The sequence below is a fragment of the Pseudomonas sp. B10 genome, assembly GCF_900156235.1.
Classification (GTDB): Bacteria; Pseudomonadota; Gammaproteobacteria; order Pseudomonadales; family Pseudomonadaceae; genus Aquipseudomonas; species Aquipseudomonas siliginis.
This window is the reverse complement of sequence record NZ_LT707063.1, coordinates 4594302-4611947: the sequence shown is the minus strand read 5'-3', so window position 1 is coordinate 4611947 and position 17646 is coordinate 4594302. Positions and strand designations below refer to the sequence as shown.

Sequence of the window (17646 nt, the reverse complement as noted above, 5' to 3'; positions counted from 1 at the left end):
CCGGCGCAACATGGCGCCGGCCTTCACCTTACATAACTTGCAACCGAACAAAACGCCAGACCAAGTAACAGCAATATAAGCTCTCGCAACTTATCAACTTATTGATTAATTGCCATGGAGAGCCAACCCCGTGAACACCCTGACCACCGACAAACTCATTCGTTACAGCAAAGTCATCTTGATGGCTTATATAAGTTTCTTTGGCCTGCTGGTGATGATCCATAACTTCACTGACTATGAGTCCAACTACACTTACGTTGCACACATCCTGAGCATGGACACCACCAACGCCAGCGAAAACATCATGTATCGGGCCATTGATTCGCCGATGATCCATCACCGGATCTACTGGTTCATCATCACCATTGAAGTCATCTACACCGTGCTCTGCCTGATCGGCACTTACCAGTTGTATCGCTACATCGATGCATCGCCAGCGGTATTCCATGAAGCCAAGAAGTTTTCGATCATGGGTATATTGGTCGCCATCTTCATTTATTACGTGTGCCTGCAAACTGTAGGTGTCGAATGGTTCGACATGGACACTTCGCAATCCTGGAATGCCAAGGACTGGGCAAGGCATATTGTCGATTTCATCTTCCCGGTGATGATCTACATCACTTTGAAAGTTGAGCGCTGAGTATCAGCGCTCGTTTTATCAAGCCAACTTCCCTTGAGCCGCAGACAACAGCACTTTCGGTTTACGAAACACCAGCACGTTGCCCAACATCACCAACACCAGCCCGACGAGCGCCGGTGCGGTCCATTGATAACCTTCGGCAAACGCCGACACGTTCAGGGCCACCACCGGGAACAGCACCGTGCAGTAAGCCGCCCGCTCCGGCCCCATGCGCCCGACCAGCGTCAGGTACGCGGTGAAGCCGATCACCGAGCCGGGAATCACCAGATACAACAGTGCCCCGACATAACGCGGCGACCAATCCATGTCGAAGGGTATGCCCTTGATCAGACACCACACCGTCAGCATCGCCGCGCCGTAGGCCATGCCCCAGGCGTTGGTGGTCAGCGGTCTGAGGCCGGCCTTCTGCTGCAGGCTCGAAAGCATATTCCCCGCTGAAAAACACAAGGTGCCGCATAACGTCAATCCAAGGCCGAGGAGGGTTTGCGGGCTGGCCTGATGCCCGGCCAGTTCCGGCCAGAACAACAGCCCCAGACCGAACAGCCCCAGCGCACCGCCCATCAACACATTGCGGGCAATGCGCTGGCCGAAAAACACCCGCGCATTCAGCGCGTTCCACAACGTTGCCGTGGAAAACACCACCGCCACCAGCCCGCTGGGAATCCACTGACTGGCGGTCAGAAAACACATGAAGTTCACGCAGAACAGACATAACCCTTGAGCCACACAAATCAAATGCCCACGGCGGTTCATCGGTTGCAGACGCCGGCTGAGCAGCAAGAGGGCAAACAACACCAACGCAGCCAGGCCGAAGCGATAGACAATCGACACCGGAATTTCGACCACACCCAATTGCCATTTCAAGGCAATCCAGGTGGTACCCCAGATCAGCACGGTCAGCAGGTACAACGACAGGTTCATGGCCAACACTCCTTAAACAGGCCTTGAGTGTCTGCCCCGGCCATCATTCGGCGCTTGCACAATCTTGCGCTTTTGTCTGGCGGCAGGCTGGCAGCGCGGCGTCTACGGAGTAGGATGCAAAGCGTTGGAGAGAACCGAACATGGCCGCTATCGATACCCTGCAAGTCTTTCAAGCCCTCAACCGCTCGCCGAATGCACGTCTGGTGCACAGCGCCGAGCTCGGTGACGGCATGTCTGCGGCTTTGTGGACCAACCACCACGATGCCCAGGAATACGAAGCGCCAAGTCATCACACGCTTTCGTGCTACGTCGCCGGCGGCACCGGCACATTCCGTCGTGGCCAGCCGGGCCGCAAAGGCGGGCCGGACAAGTTGTGCATCCTGCCGGCCGATCACGAATCGGGCTGGGTGATCAATGGCGACATCCGCTTGGCGCACCTGTATTTCAGCGCCGAACAATTCGCCCTCGGTTGCGTGACTTTGCTCGATCGCGAACCGCGCGAGATGCAATTACGCGAGCAGACTTTTCTTGAAGATCCGCAGCAGGCGCAGCGCTTTCGGCAGTTGCTGAACCTGAACTGGCAAGAGCCGGCCGAGCGCTTGCTGACCAGCAGCCTCGCCCACGAATTGATCAGCCACACCTTGCTCAGCCAGGTGGGTGCACGACAGGGCTTGCGCTTGAAGGGCGGACTGGCGCCACATCAGCGCCGACAACTGGTGGAGTTCATCGACAACCAGTTGAGCGAAGCCATCAGCCTCGGGCAACTGGCCGGGCTGTGTGCACTGTCGGAATACCACTTTGCGCGGATGTTTCGCCTGAGCTTCGGCCTGCCGCCGCATCAATATGTGCTGGCGCGGCGCTTGAGCCGGGCGCGGGAATTGTTGCGCGGCACGGCGCTGCCCTTGGGGGAGATTGCGCTGGCGTGCGGGTTTGCCAGTGCGAGTCATTTTACTAATCGGTTCAGGCAGGTTTTGGGTGGGACGCCGGGAGAGTATCGGCAGGCTTTTTTGCGTTAGAAACTCGTACCTTTTCGCTAGTGATGGCCCCTTCGCGAGCAGGCTCGCTCCCACCTTGAAATGCAGTCTCCTGTGGGAGCGAGCCTGCTCGCGAAGAGCGTTGATGCGGTTTTGGATCAGAACTCCAGAGTGCTCGACAAGGAAACCTGCCGCGAATCCCCCATCGACACAAAGAAGCGGCTCGCCGACGAGGTGTAATAGGTGCGATCAAACAGGTTCTTCACGTTCAACTGAAACTTGACCTTCTGCCAGTCAACCGTGGTGTCGTAAGTGGCAAACGCATCCGCCACGGTGTAGCTCGGCAGGTCAAAATCATTCACCGCGTTGCCGGCACGCTCGCCGACATAGCGCGCGCCCGCCCCGACACGCAGTTGGTCGCCGCCAAACACATTGCCGAAGTCATACACCGCCGACAGCGAGCCGGAATTCTTCGCTACGTTTTGCAGGCGCTTGCCTTTGTATTCCGGGTCTTCGGTGACTTCGGCATCGGTGTAGGCATAGCTGCCGATGAGGTTCCAGTGCTCGCTGAGTTGCCCACTCAGGTCGACTTCCAGCCCGCGTGAACGCACCTCGCCAGCGGCGCTGTAGATCGTCGTCGGACCTTCGGAGTTGGCCACCAGCACGTTGCGTTTCTTGATGTCGAACAACGCGATATTGCCGGTGATGCTGCCCGGCATATCCAGCCGCGCACCCAGCTCCCACGACTTGGCTTCTTCCGGCGCGATGCTGCCGTCGAGCACGGTGCTGCTGCCGCTCAGCGGGGCGATGGTCGAGTTGGGTTTGAACGATTCGGTGTAGCTGCCGTAGAACGACAGTGCATCGGTGTAGCGATACACAAGCCCTGCGCGCGGCACCCACTTCTGGCCATTGCTGTCGGTGTTGGCCTTGAACGGCACGCCTTTGCCGGCGTACTGGTCGTACTCCTGAAAACGTCCGCCAGCGACCAGGATCCACTGCTCGTTGAGGTGAATCGAATCCTGCAGGAACAGCGAATCGCTGCGCAGCTTATCGGTCTGCGCACTGTCGGGCGCACTCACCGTAGTGCCCATCACTTCGCGACCATAGACCGGGTTGAGATAGCTGAAGGTGCTCAGGCTTTTCTGCCGGATCAGATCTTCGCGGTAGATCTTGCGATATTCGTCGTCGACGCCGAACACCAGGTCATGCTGCATGCCCAGCACATTCACCTTGCCTTCGAGGCTGGCGGTGGTGAAACGATCGGTGCTGATCGCATTCTGGGTGCCGTCCATGCTGCGGGTCAGCGTGCCTTTGTTGGTGTCGATCGCAGTCACGCGCACCTGGCTGGCGTCGTAGGTTTCGCGGTTCCAGCTGTAGCCGAAGTGGGCTTTCCAGTCGTCGTTGAGTTCGTGGTCGGCTTCGAAATGGTAGAGGTCCGAGCGCCCTTCCATGTCGTTGAACGGTTCGTCGAGACGCTGCTTGCGCGAGATATCCAGCGGATGATTGGTGCGCGGATCGATCAAGGTGCCACGGTCGAACGGGGTGAGAAATTCGCGGTGCTCGTAGGCGAACAGCAGCTTGGTGCGCTCGCCGTACCAGGCCAGCGACGGTGCGATCAGCGTCTCGCGATGGGTGCCGAAGTTGCGCCAGTAATCTTCGTCTTCATGATCGACGACCATGCGATAGGCGAACCCGGAATCGCCCAGCGCACCGGTGCTGTCGAAGGCGCCACCGCTGCCGTTCTTGCCGTCACCGTAGCTCGAACCGCGCACGGTCACGGCGTTGTACTGGGTCAGTTCCGGCTTCTTGCTGACCAGGTTGACCACGCCACCCGGATCCTGAATCCCGTAGAGCAACGAGGCCGGGCCTTTGAGCACTTCGACGCGATCCACGGTCGCGTTCATGCCACGACCCTGCACCAGCGGCATGCCGTCGCGCATGATCGAGCCATTGCGGTTGTCACCGAAACCGCGAGTCATCACCGAGTCCTGGGTACTGCCCAAGGTGTTGCCCTGCGTGATGCCGCTGACATTGGCCAGCGCGTCGTCGAGATTGCGCGGCGCCTGATCGCGAATGACCTGCGCCGGGATGACATTGACCGTCTGTGGAATTTCTTGCAGCGACGCCGATGAGCGCATCACCGAACTGGTTTCCGGCGGCTGATAGCTCATCGATTCGTCGCGCGTGGACGTGATGGTCGTGGCGCCGAGATTGAGCGCGCCTGCGGTCGGCATCGGCTCCAGCGCCAGGGTATGACTGTCGGTGCGGCGAAAGCTCAGGCCGGAATTGCCGAGCAGGCGTTGCAGGGCCTGTTCGGCGCTCATCTGGCCGTTGACTGCCGGAGCATTGAGGCCGTACGGCGCTTCGTCGGTGTAGACCACGCTCTGCCCGGTCACACGGCTGAAGTCGCTCAGGGCCTGCGGCAACGGTTTCGCGGCGAGGGCAAAATTGAATTGCTGTTGCGCCTGATTGCTCACCGCTTCTGCCGCCAGCGCGATACTCATCGGCAGCAATGCCAATGATGAAAAACTCAACGCCGACACGCTTAACCACTGTTTGACCGAACCGGATTTTGCCCTGGACTTCATTGCTCAATGACCTGTGTAGAACCGCAACGGATGCGAATGGCTCGCAGTTTCAGTCACTACACGGATGGGGCTCGGGGTTACCTCACCTTTAATTTGAAAATATTTTTCGGGGAATTTGTTGCCTGGGCTGACGCCTTCGCGAACAGGCTCGCTCCCACCTTTGGAATGCGTTCCCTGTGGGAGCGAGCCTGCTCGCGAAGAGGCCGGCACCCTCAGCGCAGAATAATCAGCTGCCCCAACACCCGATGCTGCTCAAACCCCAACACTCCCTGCAACGAATTGAGCACCGCCTGCGGGTCCTTGCTCGGAAAGCTGCCGCTGACCTTGCGCGCCGCCAGCTCATCGTTGAGCAGCACAATCCGCCCCGGGTAATAGCGGCGCAGATCCTCGACAACTTCGGCCAGCGTGGTCTTGTAGTAAGTCAGCCAACCCTGACGCCAGGCCAGTTGCGCTTCACTGTCCACGCCATGCAGTTTTTCCGCCGTGCCGTCGGCATAAGCGACCTGCTGCCCGGCAGTGAGAATCTGTTGTTGGCCATGCTCATCCGCCGTCACCGCGACACGTCCGGACAACACCGTCACTTGCGCGCCGTGGAGTTGCCGGCGCACTTCGAACTGGGTGCCCAGCACCCGCGCCTCGCCCTGCTCCGCCGCCACCACAAACGGATCGCCGGTGTGGGTGACGCTGAAGAAACCGGCGCCTCTGATCAATTTCACGCGGCGCTGGCCATGGCTGAAATCCACAGCAATCGCACTGTCGGCATCCAGTGTCACTTGCGACTGATCGGCCAGAGTCACCGTGCGGATTTCTCCCGGTGCCGAGACATGATCAGCGCGCAGATCGTCGAGCCAGCGCTGCGCCTGCCACCCCGTGCCGAGGCTGACCATCAACAGCAGACACGCGGTCAGCGCCAGTGCTCCAGACCAACGCAACAACGGCGAGCGACGCGGAGCGTCCATCGCCTGCAGATAACCTTGCAACGCGAACGCATCTTCATCGGCCAGCGTGCGCGCGGGGCTTTCGCTGAGTTCCCAGATCACCTGCGCCTGCGCATACGCTTGGGCATGGGCCGGATCGGCGCGCAGCCATTGGCTGAAGGTCAGCTGATCGCCAGTGCTCGGGCGGTCGTGCAACAGGCTCAGCCAAGCCAGCGCGGCCTGCTCCTGAGCCGGTGTCGGTGTGATCGGACCGGATGGCTTCACGGTGCTTTCCCTGGCAGGCGTGGCTCGGGGTCGCGCAGGCTGGCCTTGCAGGCCTCGAGGGCGCGCATCATATGTTTTTCCACGGCACTTTGGGACAGGCCCATGGCCTTGGCGATGTCGGCGTACTTGCGCCCATGAATGCGATTGAGCAGAAAAATCTGCCGGGTACGCTCGGGCAAGGCGCGCAACGCCGCTTCGACATGGCGCAGATCGTTGCCGGCTTCGAGGGCAGCCTGGGGTTCGCTGCCGTAGCTGTCGGGTTCGTCCGGCTGCCAGCCTTCGTTGGCCCGCGTGCGCGTGCCTTCACTGCGCAAATGATCGATGGCGATGTTGCCGGCGCAGCGCAGCAGATAAGTGCTGAGCTCTTCGACCTGGACCAGCGGCCGCCGCCAGAAGCGCAAAAACAGATCCTGGACCAGATCCGCCGCGGTCGCCCGACAACCGACGCGCCGATTCACCAGCGCCTCCATTTGCGCACGCTGGGACAGAAACACCTGAAGAAAATGCGCACGCGCGCCACGCGCTTCATCGTCACGCGATTCCGGCGGCAGACCCATCAGCACTTCAGCACTGCGCCCAGGCGGCGACCGGGCTCGCCAGCAGGCTCAACCCGGCCAGTGCCATGGCCAGACGCGGGCGATACGGCAGCAACAGCACCAATGCCAAAGCGCTGAGCATCAGCACCGCGAACCAGTCGACCAGACCGAAACTCCAGCCACTGGCCGCGACCGCCGCCCACAGCGAAAGCGCCAGCAACAGCCATCCCGCCAACGCCAGACCCTGACGGCGGCGCATCGACGGTTTGGCGCCGAGCAACTCGGCGTGATGACGTGGCATCGACAGGCACAACGCGGTGAAGCCGGGATAGGTGAGCAACAGGGCCAGCAGCATCAGTTGGCACCCTGTTCGACAGTGATCGACCGAGGCGAAGAACTTGCTTTGCGAACGCTGACGCGCTCGCCCGGACGCTGCATCTTGCGCGCAGCCCAGCCAAGAAAAAGCCCCGTCGCCAGACAAGTCAGATCAAATCCGGCCAGTGCCCAGTCGCGCTGCATCAGGCTGGCGCCAAGATTCCACGGCGTGGTCAGCGCATTGATCAGCGGCACCGCGATAAACAGCGCAGCGCCGAGCGTCAGCTGTTCGATCCACGCCTTGCGTCCCGGACGCAACACCGCGTGCACCACGCTCAGGCCCCAGGCTATGAAGAACGCATTCACTTCCCAATCGGCCCGCCCCGCCAGACTCACCGGCAACAGTCGATTGGCCAAAAAGAACACCGCCACCGCCGATACCAGGCCGGCCATGCTGGCGATATTCAGCACCTCGACCAGGCGCAATTCGAACGGCAGCGCCGCGCTTTTTACGTGCTTGAGCTGCCGCTTGCCGAGCCAGATCACCAGCCCGGTGCCAATCATCGCCGTGCCGGCCAGTCCGCAAATGAAATACAGCCAGCGCAACAGCGGCCCGGCGAAATGGCCCATGTGCAAACCGTAGAACGCGCCTCCCACGGCCATCGCCGCTGGCTGATCCGGTGTGCTGCCGAGTAGCTCCCCGGTGACCCCGTTAAAAGTCACCGCCCGGCCGAAATCATGCACCACCCGATCGCCCGCGCGGGACAGCACCACCGTGGCGCTGGCATCGCCCGGGTTGCTTACCGACAGGCGCGCGGTATTGCCGCCCGACCACTGCTCGCTGGCCTTGGCCAGTAGCGGCGTCATGGCGGTCAGCGGCGCGGCGATATCGGCGCGCTCGGGCGTCTTCGAGGCGGGAAAGACTTCGTCGTAGAACTTGCGCACGTCGCTGCCGTAAGAGGCGACGATGCTCGCCGGCATGACCATCGACATGAAAATCACCAGGCTGCTGTAAGTGATCATCAAGTGAAACGGCAGCACCAGCACGCCCACGGCGTTATGCCCGTCGAGCCAGGAACGCTGGCCCTTGCGCGGGCGGAAGGTGAAGAAGTCCTTGAAGATTTTCTTGTGGGTGATGATGCCGCTGATCAGTGCAACGAACATCACCATCGCGGCGAGGGTCGCCAGCCAGCGCCCCCACGGATAAGGCATCTGCAACTGGAAATGGAAGCGATAAAAGAACTCGCCGCCCATGCTTTCGCGACCCTGTACTTCGACTCCGGTTTGAGCATCGAGGGTTCGGGATTCGAAGCGGCCGCGCTCGCCGGGTTTGCCCGGCGCCTGCTGCCAGCGCACCGTCAGGCCGGGGTCGCGGGCATCGGGCAAATCGATCAGCCAGCGCGAGGCGCCGGCGGCGTGTTGCTGCAGATAATCTTGCGCCAGCGCCAGGCTCGCTTCGCTATCAAGCGAATGTGCAGCGATTTCCGGCTGCATCCAGTGGCTGATTTCATCTTTGAAGTAAGCGAGCGTGCCGGTGAAAAAAATCGCGAACAGCAACCAGCCGAACACCAGCCCGGCCCAGGTGTGCAGCCAGGCCATCGCCTGCCGGAACCCTTCCTTCATGCCAGCCCCAGACCGCGCGCGACACCGGAAACGGTGGCGAGGATCACGCTCGGCACCAACAGGCCGACCCACGCCGACCACGCGCTGCGGCAGGCAAAGCACCAGAGCACTGCGACCAGATAGACCAGAAAGGACACGGTCATGCCAGTGACCACCGCTTCGGCGCGGTTCAGCGGCAGCCACAACGTCAGGGTGACACTGGCCAGCGCCGCGACCAGATAGCCGCCGAAAATCGCCGCCAGTACCCGCGAAGTGACGGCCAGACGATAGGACATGGGAAGGGTGGCGAGTTTGCCTTTCATGTTTCGACCCTGAAACGAAAAACGTTCGGCCGACAAGCCGAATCTACAGGCGAGCAATATTAATGATAAATATTCTCATACGCAAAAGCATCTGATTGCCGGACACTGTCGCCAGCCTCTACAATGCGAACCGTTCTTGTTCTCTAATGCACGTTCTCTACGCAAATTTTGCGTCCGGAGTCATTTCGTTGCCGCCCGCCCATCCCGTCGAATCGCTCTACCACGCCCATCACAGCTGGCTCACCGGCTGGTTGCGGCGCAAGCTCGGCTGCCCCGACAGCGCGGCGGATCTGGCTCAGGACACGTTCATCAAGGTGCTGACCGCTCGCGAACCACCGGTGATCATCGAACCGCGCGCCTTTCTCACCACCCTGGCCAAGCGCGTGCTGTTCAATCATTACCGGCGCCAGGATGTGGAACGCGCCTACCTTGAGACGCTGGCGCAAATGCCGGAAATGGTCACGCCGTCGGAAGAGCACAAAGCGATCATCCTGCAGACGTTGATCGAACTCGATGAGCTGCTCGACGGCTTGCCGCGCCAGGTCAAACGCGCCTTTCTGCTCGCGCAGGTCGATGGTCTGACTTATCCACAAATCGCCGCAGAACTGGGCATCTCAGTGGCCACGGTCAAACGCCATTTGAACAAAGCGGCCATGCGCTGCTACTTCGCCCAGTGAATCGGACGCCGGATTTCTCCGCGCAGGTCGCCGAACAGGCGGTGCACTGGCTGCTGGAAATGCAGCAGGGCACGCTCACCCCGCGCCAGCAACAGGCCTGGCAACAATGGCTGGATGCGCACAGCGAACACCGCCGAGCGTGGGAACACATGCAACGAGTCAATCAGCGTTTGCGCGGCGTTTCGTCGCCGTTGGCCCACGCGGCGTTGAACGGACCGAAGTCCGGCAGCCGCCGTCAGGCGCTGAAAATGTTGCTGATTCTCGGTGCCGGCTCAGCGGCGACCTGGGGCATGCGCGAGCACACGCCACTGCCGTCGCTGCTCGCCGATTACCGCACGCCGGTCGGCCAGCGGCGCAAGATCGGCTTGGGCGGTGCCGATTCGTTACAGCTCAATACCGCAAGTTCCGTCGATGTCGATGACACGCAGCGTACGATTCGTCTGCTCGAAGGCGAAATGCTGTTGAGCGCTGCAAATCCGTTCGAAATACGCACGGCACACGGCGTGCTGAAAACCCAAGGTGCGCGCCTCAATGTGCGGCAGTTTGTTGATCACACGCAGATCGCCCTGTTTGAAGGACGAGTCGAACTCATCGCCAGCCAGCGCGCGCCCCTGCTGCTGCCGGTCGCGCGGCAGTTGAGTTTTACTGCCAGCTCCGTCAGCGCGGCTAAACCACTGGACGCCAATAGCGGCGCCTGGACTGACGGCATGCTGGTCGCCGCCCATATGCGCCTCGGCGATTTCCTCGAAGAGCTTGGCCGCTACCGGCGCGGGCAGCTGCGGTGCGACAGTCAGGTTGCCGATCTGCTGATTTCCGGGACGTATCCACTGGATGACAGCGAGGGGATTCTCGACGTGTTGCAGATCAGTCTGCCGGTCAGAGTGAAGCGCTTTACCCGTTATTGGGTGAGCATCGAAGCGCGGGTGTAAAAAAACGCCAAAACCATGAGCCGTTTTTCAGATCTGGCGTGACAGAGAAGGAAAGCCCCCTTGATTCCACCTTCTCAGGATCATCCACATGCAGCCCAACCGCCTTACGCCACTGGCCCGCAGCCTGCGCAATCTTCTGCTCGGCGCCAGCCTGAGTTTCACCGCCCTGCCCGCTGCGCTGGGCGCCGAGACCAAGGTTTATCACATCGCCCCGACGTCGCTGGAAACCGCGCTCAACCAGTTTGGCCGGGAAGCCGGCGTACTGATTTCCTTCGGTTCACAAGTCACCAGCGGCGTGCAGAGCCGGGGTCTGGAGGGCAATTACACGACGCAACAAGGCCTCGATGCGTTGCTCGAAGGCACCGGCCTGCAAGCCCGCGCCGAGGGTAACAACTCCTTCAGCCTGCAACCGCTGGCTGACGCTGCGCTGGAGCTGGGCACCTCGACGGTGGTCGGCGACTGGCTCGGCGATGCGGCGCAGATCAATGTCTTCGAACACCCCGGCGCGCGTGATGTGATCCGCCGCGAAGAGTTCGAACGCCAGGGCGCGACCCAGGCCCGCGACGTGCTCAACCGCATCCCCGGTGTGAATGCGCCGGAGAACAACGGCACCGGCAGCCACGACATGGCGCTGAACTTCGGTATTCGTGGTTTGAATCCGCGCCTGGCCGCACGCTCGACAGTATTGATGGACGGCATCCCGGTGCCTTTCGCGCCGTATGGTCAGCCGCAGCTTTCGTTCGCGCCGATCAGCATGGGCAACATGGATGCGGTGGACGTGGTGCGCGGCGGCGGCGCGGTGCGTTATGGCCCGCAGAACGTCGGCGGCGTGGTCAACTTCGTGACCCGGGCGATTCCTGACGAGCCAACGGTCAAGGGTGGGTTCCAGACTGAAACCAGCCCATCGTCGAGCCACGACGGTTTCAAGACCAGCGCCAATCTGCTGGCCGGCGGCACCAACGCCAACGGCCTCGGTGGTGCGCTGTTGTACTCCGGCACCCGTGGCGGTGACTGGCGCGAACACAGCGATACCGAGATCGACGACCTGATCCTCAAGGGCAAGTACCAGCTCGACGAGGCCAACAGCTTCAACGCCATGGCCCAGTATTACGAGGGCAAGGCCGACATGCCCGGCGGTCTCAATGTCGCCGATTACGATGCCGATCCGTATCAGTCGACGCGGCCGAAAGACCAGTTCTGGGGGCGCCGCACGATGTTCAACTTCGGCTATCACTATCAGCAAGATCGCCGCGAGTTCACCGCCAACACCTTCTTCACCAAAACCCTGCGCAGCGGTTATCTGGATCAGGGCACATTCCTTTCGTTGTCGCCCCGCGAGTATTGGGTACGTGGCCTGGAAACCCGTTTCGCCCAAGGCTTCGACCTTGGTCCGAGCAGCCATGAAGTCGGCGTCGGCTACCGCTACATCAATGAGGCCGGCCACGAACTGCGTTATCGCACGCCGATCAGCGCCAACGAATACCCGACCACCAGCAGCCGCAACGACCGCGACACTCGCGGTGGTACCGAGGCCAACGCGTTCTTCGTCGATGACCGCATCGACATCGGCAAATGGACCATCACCCCGGGCGTGCGCTACGAGATGATCGAGTCGCAGCAGACCAACAACCTGACCAACGTCAAATACAAGGGCGACTACAACACCGCGCTGCCGGCGCTGAACGTGCTCTATCACCTCACCGACAGCTGGAACCTGTATGCCAACACCGAAGGCTCGTTCGGCAGCGTGCAGTACAGCCAGATGCCCAACCGCGTGAGCAGCGGCGAAGTGAAGCCGGAAAAGGCCCGCACCTGGGAACTCGGCACTCGCTATGACAACGGTGCCCTGCGCGCTGAAATCGGTGCGTTCCTGATCAACTTCGACAACCAGTACGAAAGCAACCAGACCAACGATTCGGTGATCGCGCGCGGCGAAACCCGCCATCAGGGCATCGAGACCAGCGTCAATTACGCGCTCGACGACTTGAGCCCGGCGCTGGCCGGTTTCGATGTCTACGCCAGTTATGCCTATGTCGACGCAACCATCCGCGAGGACGGGCCGAACAAAGGCAACCGCGTGCCGTTTTCCTCCAAACACAAAGGCACGATTGGCGTCGGTTATACCGAAGGGCCATGGAAGCTGAATCTGGACAGCAGCTTCCAGAGCGACCAGTTTGCCGACAACGCCAACACTTCGAAAGAAAGCGCCGATGGCAGCACCGGCAAGATCCCTGGTTACATGCTGTTCAGCAGCCGCGCCGGGTATGACTTCGGACCGCAACTGTCGGATTTGAATGTGGCGGTGGGGGTGAAGAACATCTTCAACACGCAGTACTTCACACGCTCGTTCGATGACAACAACAAGGGCAAGTATGTGGGAGAGCCGCGGACGGTTTATGTGCAGACGTCGGTGGCGTTCTGAACAGACTCTGAAGCCTTGCCGCCATGCGAAAAAAACGGGCCTGCATCAGCAGGCCCGTTCTCCTTGTGTGACTTGTGAAATCAGCGCATCAACTGTTGATCGCTGCCTGTTCGTTCTCGTCGAATTCTTCCGCCAACAGCTTGTCGTTGGCTTTGCCGCTAAACGGCACTACAGCGGCGCGTGGCTTACCTCGCAGTTTGCCGAACAGGTGCTCCAGGGCGTGCTCAAGTTTCTCGGCAGCGCCGTCAATTGCCAGCTCCAGCGAATCGGCTTTGTGGGTCACGGAAATCGGTTGGTGGCCTTTTGGCCGCGCTTCCAGTTGGCAGCGCAAGTCATGGGGACCTGGTTTGTCACCGTTCTCGTCGCTCAGGTGGACTTCGACACGGGTCAGGTCTTCTTCATAACGCTCGAGCGTGCTCTCAATAGTTGTACGTACCCACTCCTCCAGTCGCTGACTACTTTGAATATGGTTATCGCTGTTGACTTGGATTTGCATAGTTCATCCCTTATTTCAGCTAGCTCGCTGGAGGCCTTGAGTTGAATTTCCTGACCTCCTGGTTACAACAATCGGCCCGAGCGACGAACATTTCAACCCCTGAAAAAAGAAAAATATTCATTCGCAAAAAAAGCCGGACAACCGAGCGAGGCGCTGTTAATGTCGGGAGTTGGGTCGACCCGCACCGCAGAAAAATCTGCTCACATCTGTTGCTCATTCAGCGGATGCAGGCTGCGAAAAATCCCCGCCTCCTCCACCAGCCAGTCATGCACAGCGCGCACGCCTGGATGGCTCAACGCCCCCGGCGCATATAGCAGCACGTAGCGTTTATGGTTGGGTACCGACAAGCCGAACGGCACAATCAAAGTGCCGCGCTCCAGCTCATCATTGAGCAACGTGCGCCGGGCAATCGCCACGCCCATGCCGGCAATCGCCGCTTCGATGGTCAGGTGATTGCGATTGAAGGTGTGGCCGCGTCGCACATCGGCGCCTTCGAAGCCGATCGCATTCAAATAGAACTCCCATTCCGCGTACTCGTAACTGCCACGCCAGGCGGTGATGTCGTGCAGCAACGGGAAATGCACCAGATCGGCCGGCCCGTGCAACGGCGGGCGCCCACGCAACAGGCTCGGCGCGCACACCGGAAATATCTGCTCGTCGAGCAAGGCTGTGGATAACAATCCGGGATAACTGCCATCGTTGAGGTCGATGGCCAGATCGAAATCGCCCTCATGCAAGGGCACGCTGCTGTCCTCGGCTACCAGGCGCAACTGGATATCCGGAAAGCGTTGCTGCAAGCGCGGCAGGCGCGGGGTCAGCCACTTGCCGAGAAACGACGGGATCGAGCGCAACCGCAGAGTCCCGCTGATCATCCCGGCGTCCAGCCGGCGCAACTCCGCATCGATGCTGCCATAGGCTTCGTTGACGGTAATCGCCAGCCGCTGCCCCTGTGCACTCAACTCAACGCCCCGCGCGCGCCGATGAAACAGGCGAAAGCCCAGGCGCTCTTCCAATTGGCGGATCTGCTGGCTGACCGCGCCCGGGGTGATGTGCAGTTCTTCGGCACAACGGGTGAACGACAGGTGCCGCGCGGCACAGGCAAATACCTGCAGCCAGACGTAGGTCTGGGCATGCAATTGACGACTCATTGTTTAGTCCTGCTAAAGGCTGTCTTAGGAGGTTTCGTTGGTCACCTCGAACCGAGGCAGGCAGTATCGCCGACATTGCGCTTGTCCGACAAAAAATGGCAGCGATTCCTACTCCATTGCTTGTAAGGGTTTAGCATGGCTATCAGTGTTTTCGATCTATTCAAAGTGGGCATCGGCCCGTCCAGCTCCCATACCGTCGGTCCGATGCGTGCAGCGGCGACCTTTGCCCAGGCTCTGATCGATCAGCATCTGCTCAATGATGTGCGACGTGTGCAGATCCGCCTGTACGGTTCGCTCTCGGCCACCGGCGTTGGCCACGCCACTGACCGCGCAACGGTCATGGGCCTGATGGGCGAGTGGCCGGACAGCATCGATCCTTCGACCATCGATCCACGCATCCAGCAACTGCGCGAAACCGGGCAACTGTCCCTCGCCGGTCAACGCACGATTGCGTTTGACTGGCAGAGCGATCTGCTGCTGCTCGACGAGAGCCTGCCCTACCACCCCAACGCCATGTCGCTGAGCGCCTTTGGCGAGAGCGCCGAGCTGTTCGCGCAAACCTATTACTCGGTGGGCGGCGGCTTCATCGTCGAAGCGGCTGAAGCCGAGTCTGGCGTGGCGCCAGCCAGCGACGTGGTGTTGCCGTACGATTTTTCCAGCGCCGCCGAACTGCTCGCTTTGTGCAAAAAGCACAATCTGCGCGTGTCCGAACTGATGATGGCCAACGAGCGCGCCTGGCGCAGCGATGCCGAGATTCGCCAAGGCCTGCTGCACATCTGGTCAGTGATGCGCGAGTGCGTCGAACAAGGTTTGCGCCACGAAGGCATCCTGCCCGGCGGTCTGAAAGTACCGCGCCGCGCGGCGAAACTGCACCGCAGCCTGTTGGAAATCGGCAAACCGAATGTGATCAGTTCGACCCTGTCGGCGATGGAATGGGTCAACCTGTTCGCCCTCGCCGTCAACGAAGAAAACGCGGCCGGTGGGCGCATGGTCACCGCGCCGACCAATGGTGCCGCCGGCATCATTCCGGCGGTTCTGCACTACTACATGAAATTCAATCCGGATGCGTCTGACGATGATGTCGTCGCGTTCTTTCTCGGTGCAGCCGCTGTCGGCATTCTGTGCAAGAAAAACGCCTCCATCTCCGGTGCCGAGGTCGGCTGTCAGGGCGAAGTCGGTTCGGCATGCGCAATGGCCGCCGCCGGCCTCGCCGACGTGCTAGGGGCGACGCCGGAGCAACTGGAAAACGCTGCCGAAATCGGCCTGGAACACAACCTGGGCCTGACCTGCGATCCGGTCGGTGGCCTGGTGCAAGTGCCGTGCATCGAGCGCAATGCCATCGCGGCGGTGAAGGCAATCAACGCCACGCAAATGGCCCTGCGCGGCGACGGCAATCACTTCATTTCCCTCGACCGGGTGATCCGCACCATGCGCGACACCGGCGCCGACATGCACGACAAATACAAGGAAACTTCGCGGGGCGGGCTGGCGGTGAACTGGGTGGAGTGCTGATCGGCCTGATTGCACTGTCAGCGATCATCGGCTCATTCCTGCCCTGAAAACGCGCCACAAAAAACGGCGAGCCTCGAGGCTCGCCGTTTTTTTCACCGTGTTTATTGTTCGACAATTTTTCCGGCATGCGCCTTGCTACACCACCCTTGAGGCAAACGGACATTGCAAACCTCAGCGAACGAGATGCCAGTGGTCTGGTGTTGCGAACCAAATCAGATCATGGCCGGTCAACAACTGCACGTTCAATCAGGCGGTGACGCATCATGGACAACCCATTTCAGATCATTACCGATGCTTTCGCGCCGGACTATCAGATCAATCTGAGCATTCAGGGCCTGGACGGCAGCATCATGCTGACGCTATCCAACGCCGGCCGCATCGTGGCCAAGCGCATGATCAGTGCCGAACAGCGCAACGATCCCGAGCGTTTGAAACGGCTGGTACAAAGCATCCAGTTCGGCATCGCCATCGAACAGGGCCACAGCGCCATGTCGATTCTCGAAGCCATGACCAGCGGCGCCGGGCTGACCCCGCCACCGCCAAGGGTCAAAGGCCAGCCCGGCCAAGCGGCGGGCCTTTAGAGCTCGCCCTTCTCCACTTCCGGATGCTCGCTGGAGCCCGTGCCGATCTTGCGCTGCGGGTTCTCGATCTTCACCGAAGGGAACTGCGACGAGGCGTAACGCACCACCAGGATCGCAAACGCCAGCAGCAAAATGCCGCCGCACAGGTAGATGATGCCCATGTCCGGCGGGTTGTGGTGCGAGACGTTGGAGATCAGCAGGCGCGTCAGTGCAGTGATCGCCACGTAGATCAGAAAGCGCACCGGCATGTGGTTGGTCTTGAAATAAATCCCGACCATCGCGCCCAGTTCCAGATAGATGAACAGCAACAGGATGTCATCGATCTTGATGTGCCCGACTTCGAGCATGCCGAGAAACTCCATCACCGCAGCCCACGCCGTCACCGCACCGATGGCGAACAGCGCCAGATAGTGGAAGGTTTCGACGAACAGGTTGCCCAGGGACTCGGCCAGTTGATGCACGTTACGCCGCAGTTTCTCGGCCCAGTTTATTTTCACGATGAGTTTCCTTAGCCCGTTTCGGGCGGATGATGCGTATCGCACGTGACGGTTTTGCGCGCGCGCCTTGTTGCAACGGTTTTCATGCAGGTTCAGGGCCACGCATCATGGCGATCCGCCGCAAATCCCGCGCCGTGGCGTTTGGTCGCAGGCTAGCGGCTTTGCACAATCCCCGTGGGAGCGAGCCTGCTCGCGAATAGCAGCCACCCCGTCCCCCTGACAAACGCCAAATCCGGTCTACATTGAAAAGCCACTACCCATGGCGCAGGGATTCGCTTATCCT

General features: G+C 60.6%; 17 protein-coding genes. 7 read left to right on the top strand and 10 right to left on the bottom strand.

The features are described 5' to 3' along the window. Nucleotides 1–130: 130 nt before the first annotated feature. Entirely contained in the window at nt 131–640 is a 510-nt protein-coding gene (locus BXA01_RS20895) for a DUF2165 family protein (protein WP_076565938.1), read from the top strand. An 18-nt stretch (nt 641–658) separates the two neighbouring features. Here the strand turns inward: BXA01_RS20895 and BXA01_RS20890 are convergent, their stop codons facing one another. Continuing rightward, a complete protein-coding gene (locus BXA01_RS20890) occupies nt 659–1561 on the bottom strand; it encodes a DMT family transporter (protein ID WP_076565936.1) in 903 nt (300 codons plus the stop codon). A 140-nt stretch (nt 1562–1701) separates the two neighbouring features. Here BXA01_RS20890 and BXA01_RS20885 point away from each other — a divergent pair, with 140 nt between their 5' ends. Then, the gene (locus BXA01_RS20885) at nt 1702–2577 is read left to right on the top strand and encodes a helix-turn-helix domain-containing protein (RefSeq protein WP_076565934.1); all 876 of its coding nucleotides are present in this window, start codon (nt 1702–1704) and stop codon (nt 2575–2577) included. 116 nt (nt 2578–2693) lie between these two features. On the opposite strand, the gene BXA01_RS20880 is transcribed toward BXA01_RS20885, so the two are convergent. The 6 genes from BXA01_RS20880 to BXA01_RS20855 form a co-directional block, all read right to left on the bottom strand. Then, on the bottom strand, nt 2694–5123 hold the full coding sequence (locus BXA01_RS20880; RefSeq protein ID WP_076565932.1) for a TonB-dependent siderophore receptor: 2430 nt from the start codon (nt 5121–5123) through the stop codon (nt 2694–2696). Nucleotides 5124–5335: 212 nt separating this feature from the next. Continuing rightward, on the bottom strand, nt 5336–6325 hold the full coding sequence (locus tag BXA01_RS20875; RefSeq protein ID WP_076565930.1) for a FecR family protein: 990 nt from the start codon (nt 6323–6325) through the stop codon (nt 5336–5338). Then, nucleotides 6322–6888, bottom strand: a complete 567-nt coding sequence (locus tag BXA01_RS20870) for an RNA polymerase sigma factor (RefSeq protein WP_076565929.1) — start codon at nt 6886–6888, stop codon at nt 6322–6324. The genes BXA01_RS20875 and BXA01_RS20870 overlap by 4 nt, the downstream gene beginning before the upstream one ends. Before the next feature lies 1 nt (nt 6889). Continuing rightward, on the bottom strand, nt 6890–7216 hold the full coding sequence (locus BXA01_RS20865) for a DUF3325 domain-containing protein (RefSeq protein WP_076565927.1): 327 nt from the start codon (nt 7214–7216) through the stop codon (nt 6890–6892). Further along, the gene (locus BXA01_RS20860; RefSeq protein ID WP_076565925.1) at nt 7216–8799 is read right to left on the bottom strand and encodes a PepSY-associated TM helix domain-containing protein; all 1584 of its coding nucleotides are present in this window, start codon (nt 8797–8799) and stop codon (nt 7216–7218) included. The genes BXA01_RS20865 and BXA01_RS20860 overlap by 1 nt, the downstream gene beginning before the upstream one ends. Continuing rightward, entirely contained in the window at nt 8796–9101 is a 306-nt protein-coding gene (locus tag BXA01_RS20855; protein WP_076567789.1) for a DUF3649 domain-containing protein, read from the bottom strand. Before BXA01_RS20855 ends, BXA01_RS20860 begins: the two co-directional genes overlap by 4 nt. Before the next feature lie 146 nt (nt 9102–9247). Here BXA01_RS20855 and BXA01_RS20850 point away from each other — a divergent pair, with 146 nt between their 5' ends. From BXA01_RS20850 to fecA, 3 genes are all read left to right on the top strand, one after another. Next, a complete protein-coding gene (locus BXA01_RS20850) occupies nt 9248–9778 on the top strand; it encodes a sigma-70 family RNA polymerase sigma factor (RefSeq protein ID WP_076565923.1) in 531 nt (176 codons plus the stop codon). Further along, a complete protein-coding gene (locus tag BXA01_RS20845; RefSeq protein WP_076565921.1) occupies nt 9775–10707 on the top strand; it encodes a DUF4880 domain-containing protein in 933 nt (310 codons plus the stop codon). The genes BXA01_RS20850 and BXA01_RS20845 overlap by 4 nt, the downstream gene beginning before the upstream one ends. 88 nt (nt 10708–10795) lie before the next feature. After that, nucleotides 10796–13129, top strand: coding sequence for a TonB-dependent Fe(3+) dicitrate receptor FecA (gene fecA / locus BXA01_RS20840; RefSeq protein WP_076565919.1), 2334 nt, complete (start codon nt 10796–10798; stop codon nt 13127–13129). Between the two features lie 88 nt (nt 13130–13217). On the opposite strand, the gene BXA01_RS20835 is transcribed toward fecA, so the two are convergent. Both BXA01_RS20835 and BXA01_RS20830 read right to left on the bottom strand, forming a co-directional pair. Next, the gene (locus BXA01_RS20835) at nt 13218–13625 is read right to left on the bottom strand and encodes an HPF/RaiA family ribosome-associated protein (RefSeq protein WP_076565917.1); all 408 of its coding nucleotides are present in this window, start codon (nt 13623–13625) and stop codon (nt 13218–13220) included. Nucleotides 13626–13825: 200 nt separating this feature from the next. Beyond that, nucleotides 13826–14773: a LysR substrate-binding domain-containing protein gene (locus BXA01_RS20830; protein ID WP_016771630.1), complete on the bottom strand. Its 948-nt coding sequence runs from the start codon at nt 14771–14773 to the stop codon at nt 13826–13828. Between the two features lie 135 nt (nt 14774–14908). On the opposite strand from BXA01_RS20830, the gene BXA01_RS20825 reads away from it, so the two are divergent. Together BXA01_RS20825 and BXA01_RS20820 are read left to right on the top strand one after the other, a co-directional pair. Continuing rightward, the gene (locus tag BXA01_RS20825) at nt 14909–16285 is read left to right on the top strand and encodes an L-serine ammonia-lyase (protein ID WP_076565915.1); all 1377 of its coding nucleotides are present in this window, start codon (nt 14909–14911) and stop codon (nt 16283–16285) included. 263 nt (nt 16286–16548) lie between these two features. Then, nucleotides 16549–16866, top strand: a complete 318-nt coding sequence (locus BXA01_RS20820; protein ID WP_016771632.1) for a DUF3509 domain-containing protein — start codon at nt 16549–16551, stop codon at nt 16864–16866. On the opposite strand, the gene BXA01_RS20815 is transcribed toward BXA01_RS20820, so the two are convergent. Continuing rightward, a complete protein-coding gene (locus BXA01_RS20815; RefSeq protein ID WP_016771633.1) occupies nt 16863–17363 on the bottom strand; it encodes a phosphate-starvation-inducible protein PsiE in 501 nt (166 codons plus the stop codon). The genes BXA01_RS20820 and BXA01_RS20815 overlap by 4 nt on opposite strands. Nucleotides 17364–17646: the final 283 nt, after the last annotated feature.